Below are 4,734 nucleotides of genomic sequence, written 5' to 3'. Positions count from 1 at the left end.
CTCTTGACGTAAAGCCGCGCCAGCATCGAGGCCCGTGAGCCGAAGTACAACGTCTTGCCCTCGGCATTCTCGCCCGATTGAAAATAACCCGACTTTTTCAGCTTGGTGCGGAATTGCTCATGATGAAACTCACCGTCAAAGGCAAAATCGGTAAAGACATCCAAGCGACTGACCTTCAGGAATTCGAGCCAGGGCACATGCCTTTCAGGGAAAGCCCGCAAGCTATCGAGAATCTTGCAAAGCCATTGCTGCATGCCGTCAAATCCACGCATTTCAAAACCGAGCGCGAGAAACTTGATATAAGCCGACTGCCGATTCACGAAGAACAGGAACTGTCCTATACGCAAGCACACCGGATAGGCTTTCATCCACGCTTTTTCACGAATGCACGACACACCTTTTAGAGAAAAACTCTGGTCATAATCATAATACTCTATCTGCTCAACGATACTTTTCCAATCAATCAGCGGCCCACAGTCCAGGAATAAACACAGCGTATCAACACCCGAAGCTAACAAAACAAACTCATCCACCGCCCTCTCATTTTCACACACTTTTACCTGACTCTCGGACATTTACCGCCACCTTAGCCGTTGGACACCATCATCTGATTTACGCTCAAGCCCTGCCTTATTAGGAGTGGGCAGGCAGTACTTTTAAGTACTTATACATATACTAGTACTGTTGATGCACTTCAATAAAAACAAGCACTCACGCCAGCCTCCGCCATTGCGCTTGACGGACTGCGCGGGCGCAGTCCTCAGCGCGTGACTGCCAATCATTCTCATATCTCCGCACTCTTTTTCAAGCAGCGACCGCCAAGCGCTCCCGGCTTTGCCAAGAAACTCTTTTTAACCTGCTCACCAACTCACTTCCATTCATTGCCGGCAACTTGGCGAGAATCTCTTTAGCCTCTGCCTTACTCACATACGGCGCTTGGCATTCCATCAACTCACCGCCATTTTTGAGCAGGAATCGCCCTGGCACTTCCGCCAACTTCGTGGCCTGGGCATTACCGAGAAACGCGATACTATCTTCCTTTTGCTCCACGCGAAACACAACTCTTGTCGCCAGCATGCTGCGAATACGCGGAGGGATCGCGCCATCGGTTGAAGTCGGCCTTTGCGTACACACCACCAAATGAATGCCCGCTGCCCGGCCCAAACGCGCCAGCTTGTCGATGTAAAACGTCGAGCGTTCAAATGTTTTCTTATCCACCAACGAGCTATCAAAAAACTCTGCGCTTTCGTCAATGACCACAATGACCGGCGCAATGCCGGGCAACTGCTGCACGCTTTCGCAAGTGCTGTTTGCGAGCAAAGCCGCACGCCGTTGATACTCGGCAAACAACTCCGCCAACACCATCGCCGCGTTTTCATGCTCCATGATCAAAACGAAATTCCTTCCCAGCTTGTCGAAAAACGCAAACTCCGCCCCGCCCTTGAAGTCGATGCCGACAATGCACGCCTCGGGATTCACCACAAAGACTTGCGTCATGAAGCTACGCAAGAATACGCTTTTGCCCTGCCCGGTCATACCGCAAACGCCAACATGCACAAGCTCCTCGAGATTGAAACCCTGCCAGCCTTTTTTTGATAATCCGAAAACGACATTGCCTGTAACCGGCACCCGCTGCAAAGGAATAAGTGAAGGCAAGTCCGTGGGGAAGTATGACACCTCGAGCAAATTGGGATAAGTCGAGCCGTCTTTTTTGCGGGCAAATGCAACATCGCCGATGAAAACACCCATCGCCGAAGAAAGCTCAGCCCGGCGCTCGCGAATTTTTTCCGGCGTGTAGCCCTTGCCTTCGATGATCAAAACCTTGTCACTCGCGGAGATTACAGCCGGAAACTCCTTCACGTCCTCGCCGGTGAGATTGGTTTCAGTGACCAGCCCAACATGCAAACAGGCCTTGCGCCAGCGTTCTTCGATTCGTTCCGCGTTTATCACTCTCTCCGTAAGCCCGTTCAGCATGGCCACGCCGGCCAGCGTCCACAAGACAGCAAGCAACAAAACAAAAAGCCAGTTCAAGGCATTGCCTGAGACTGGCGAGAAAAAGGGAGTCGGCAAGTATCCGAGCCAGGCCGGCTTGATGAGATCGAACGGCCCGGCGCTTGCCGTCCAATAGTTTGAGACCAAACGCGCCAAGAGCCACAGATAAAACGGCGCATAAAACGCCAGCAACCAGCGCAACAACACGCGCCCAATCACTTTGATGCGATCATAAAGCCGCAAGACTTTGTAAGCGAACAAAAACCGGATGAAGTCGAGCAGGAAGTAAGGCACCAGCCTGTTTCTCTGTTTGCGTTTGCTGCTACTCATTTCTTGCCTCTCACTAAGTTTCGGTGATCCACTACGAGAACCGTCCTGGTTGCTTCAGAAGGTGTCCTACCTTCTGAGCCACCGGAAACCGCTCGCTTGGAGACAGTGCAAGTCATTTGCTTCGTACTGAAAGCAAAAACACTTCTTCGCATGACGGCTCGCGGTTTCCGGTGGTTTAGGAAAAGCCTTGTTACGGCTTCGGAGTAACGTCCACGTCCGGCCACAGCGCCAGCCTCGGCATAAATGAACGTTGGGCGCGAATGCCGGCCCGGGTTAGGCTTCTGACAGTGCCCCGCGTTCAACGGCTGCGGTTAGAGGGGAGGAGAGCGCGCCAATGTTTTCACCTGTGCTTTCGTTTTTAGTCCGCGTTTGACGACTGTTGAAACGACAACGGGGAGATTGTAAAAGACTTTTGCACATTTCTTTTTTGAAAAGCCAAAACCATCTCCCCGCGCCTCGTGTTACACTAATGCGCTGCGATGCCCTGAAGACTGCGCAACATCATTTGATATTCGGCGAGAATCTCCAGCGCGCGCACCATCCAATCGAGCGGAATGACATAACTCTCATGCTCGCGATAGCCGCAAATAAACTCCGGGCAACTCAAGCGTGCAAAGCCGTTATCCCGAATCAACTGCATCGGCTGGCCGCAGCAAATGCAGCGATGCCGCGCCGAGTAGTCGCCGAATTCAAGTTCAGCAATTGCCTTGACCATCACGCACCTCCGGCCACAGCCATCTTGCGCTCGGCCTCAGCCTGGTGAATAGTGATGTCCCCTTCATTGGCGGTGATCACCATGCAACGTTCCCATTTGTTCGCGGGCCGGATGTTCTTGAACTTCACATGCAGCTTGACGCCCTTGCGAACGATGTCGCGCAGCTTCTGAAAATCGCGATAGACTTTGACCTTGATCAATTCGTCGTTAAAGTCCGTGTCTACACCGGAAAACCAAAAAAGTGGAACTTCTTCAGTTCCGCCGTTTTTCTTGGGAAACTTAGCGACTTCTTGGTCGTGCCCAACAACTTCGAACAGGATTCTCATGATTAAATCTCCATTGATTAGAAATTTGGTTGATAACGTGAATTCACTCAAAAAAGCCTTAAACAAGCGCCCACAGCGCCGCAGAATCAACGATCTGTGGCTGAGCCTACCTCAAAACGGATCAAACCCAGGGCCTTGCCGCGCTGTGGCAGCATGGGTAACCTCCGGGAGTTTCGTCTGCCCATTTTGCGGCATGGTTTGCACTGCACCTTGATCGACCACAAACGAGCCTGCTGGCGGATACACGACATTGCCTGGCGCGCCACCGCCTGGCCCGCTCAGCGAAGATGCACCGGCACCGAACAAGAAAACGAGAATCGGTGACAGCACGGCAATTGACAAATCCGGCGAGATGGAAAACAGCACGCGCACGATCTGCGCCTGAGAACCAAGCGCCGCGGCTGCCTTGCTCTCCGCCTCTGCGCCAAGCTCAAAGCGAACACGCTTCTCAAGCTCGCGAACGTATTCCCGCTGCTCTTTCTCGCGCTGCAACAGGCTCGCGCGATCTGCATGCGAAAGACCATACTGATTCAAACGTTGAATAATTTCGGCCAAATCAGCCCGCGCCTGTTTGACATCGGAATGCTGCTGCACCACGCTTTCAAGCTGCGTTTGCTCGCCTGAACTGAAGCCGATATAGGTGAGTGACATTGAAACGAGAAAAAGCCCGATTGCCGCGAGAATCATCAACGCTCGACCTCCGCGCCCGACGCCCGGCACACGCATCACTGAGAGCATGGCCATCAGCATCGAGGTGAGCGTCAAGCCGGCGGCAATGCACCCGAGCCACAGCGGATTGCGCTCCAGCGTAACTTCCAAGCCGAGATAATTGCCCCGGATCGAAAACACGACCGACAACAACAGGGCAAGCACGACCACACCACGCAAGAATTTTGCAAAGTCCTCGCTGTCAAGGTGTGGACGATACCCGCCTGCAAGAGACCCATAGGTTTGCATGGGCTACCTCCAGAATGTTGATTAGTGAATGAGTTGGTGAAGCAAAAGGCGGGAAGTCCAAGAGGAAAAGCTTGCAGAAGAGGCAAGAAATCTCTATTTTTAAACGCACTTGAGTGATGGACTTCCATCGCTTTTGCATAGCTCAGGGAGCCGCAATCTTCCTGAGCTATCTTTTTTTCAAGACAACGTCAATGCACTTGACTCAGCATCACCTCCTTCTCAAGATTTCTGATTTCGTTTGCTTTATCAAATAAAAACGCCCACTCATCCTCATGAGTGGGCGTTATCCAAAAAGTTCGATTAGCGTCTACGAAAGGGAGCCAGAACAGACAAAGGTCAACATGATCACCCATGTTGGCCTTTTCTTTTATATTGTTTGTGGTTCAGAATTCTGTACAGCGAAATCCTTCAGCA

The 4,734-nt window shown here is 52.1% G+C and carries 5 protein-coding genes; all 5 read right to left on the bottom strand.

Going from position 1 to position 4,734, the window contains the following annotated elements:
- Window positions 1-575 (bottom strand): replication initiation factor domain-containing protein (locus FBQ85_26700; protein MDL1878723.1); only part of this gene is annotated, 575 nt, incomplete at its 3' end.
- A 229-nt stretch (window positions 576-804) separates the two neighbouring features.
- Entirely contained in the window at window positions 805-2,322 is a 1,518-nt protein-coding gene (locus tag FBQ85_26695) for a hypothetical protein (GenBank protein MDL1878722.1), read from the bottom strand.
- Between the two features lie 466 nt (window positions 2,323-2,788).
- Entirely contained in the window at window positions 2,789-3,037 is a 249-nt protein-coding gene (locus tag FBQ85_26690; GenBank protein ID MDL1878721.1) for a hypothetical protein, read from the bottom strand.
- Window positions 3,037-3,363 (bottom strand): hypothetical protein, encoded by a 327-nt coding sequence (locus FBQ85_26685; GenBank protein ID MDL1878720.1) that lies wholly within the window; start codon window positions 3,361-3,363, stop codon window positions 3,037-3,039. The genes FBQ85_26690 and FBQ85_26685 overlap by 1 nt, the downstream gene beginning before the upstream one ends.
- 111 nt (window positions 3,364-3,474) lie before the next feature.
- Window positions 3,475-4,320 carry a hypothetical protein gene (locus FBQ85_26680; protein MDL1878719.1) on the bottom strand — a complete coding sequence of 282 codons (846 nt, stop codon included), beginning with the start codon at window positions 4,318-4,320 and terminating at the stop codon, window positions 3,475-3,477.
- Window positions 4,321-4,734: the final 414 nt, after the last annotated feature.

The sequence above is a fragment of the Cytophagia bacterium CHB2 genome (genome assembly GCA_030263535.1).
Lineage (GTDB): Bacteria > Zhuqueibacterota > Zhuqueibacteria > Zhuqueibacterales > Zhuqueibacteraceae > Coneutiohabitans.
This window is presented reverse-complemented; position numbering and strand designations above follow the sequence as displayed.

Excerpts from the sequence above, each read along its gene's own strand:
- FBQ85_26695 (MDL1878722.1), bottom strand. The coding sequence starts at position 2,322 with ATGAGTAGCAGCAAACGCAAACAGAGAAACAGGCTGGTGCCTTACTTC.
- FBQ85_26690 (MDL1878721.1), bottom strand. The coding sequence starts at position 3,037 with ATGGTCAAGGCAATTGCTGAACTTGAATTCGGCGACTACTCGGCGCGG.
- FBQ85_26680 (MDL1878719.1), bottom strand. The coding sequence starts at position 4,320 with ATGCAAACCTATGGGTCTCTTGCAGGCGGGTATCGTCCACACCTTGAC.
- FBQ85_26685 (MDL1878720.1), bottom strand. The coding sequence starts at position 3,363 with ATGAGAATCCTGTTCGAAGTTGTTGGGCACGACCAAGAAGTCGCTAAG.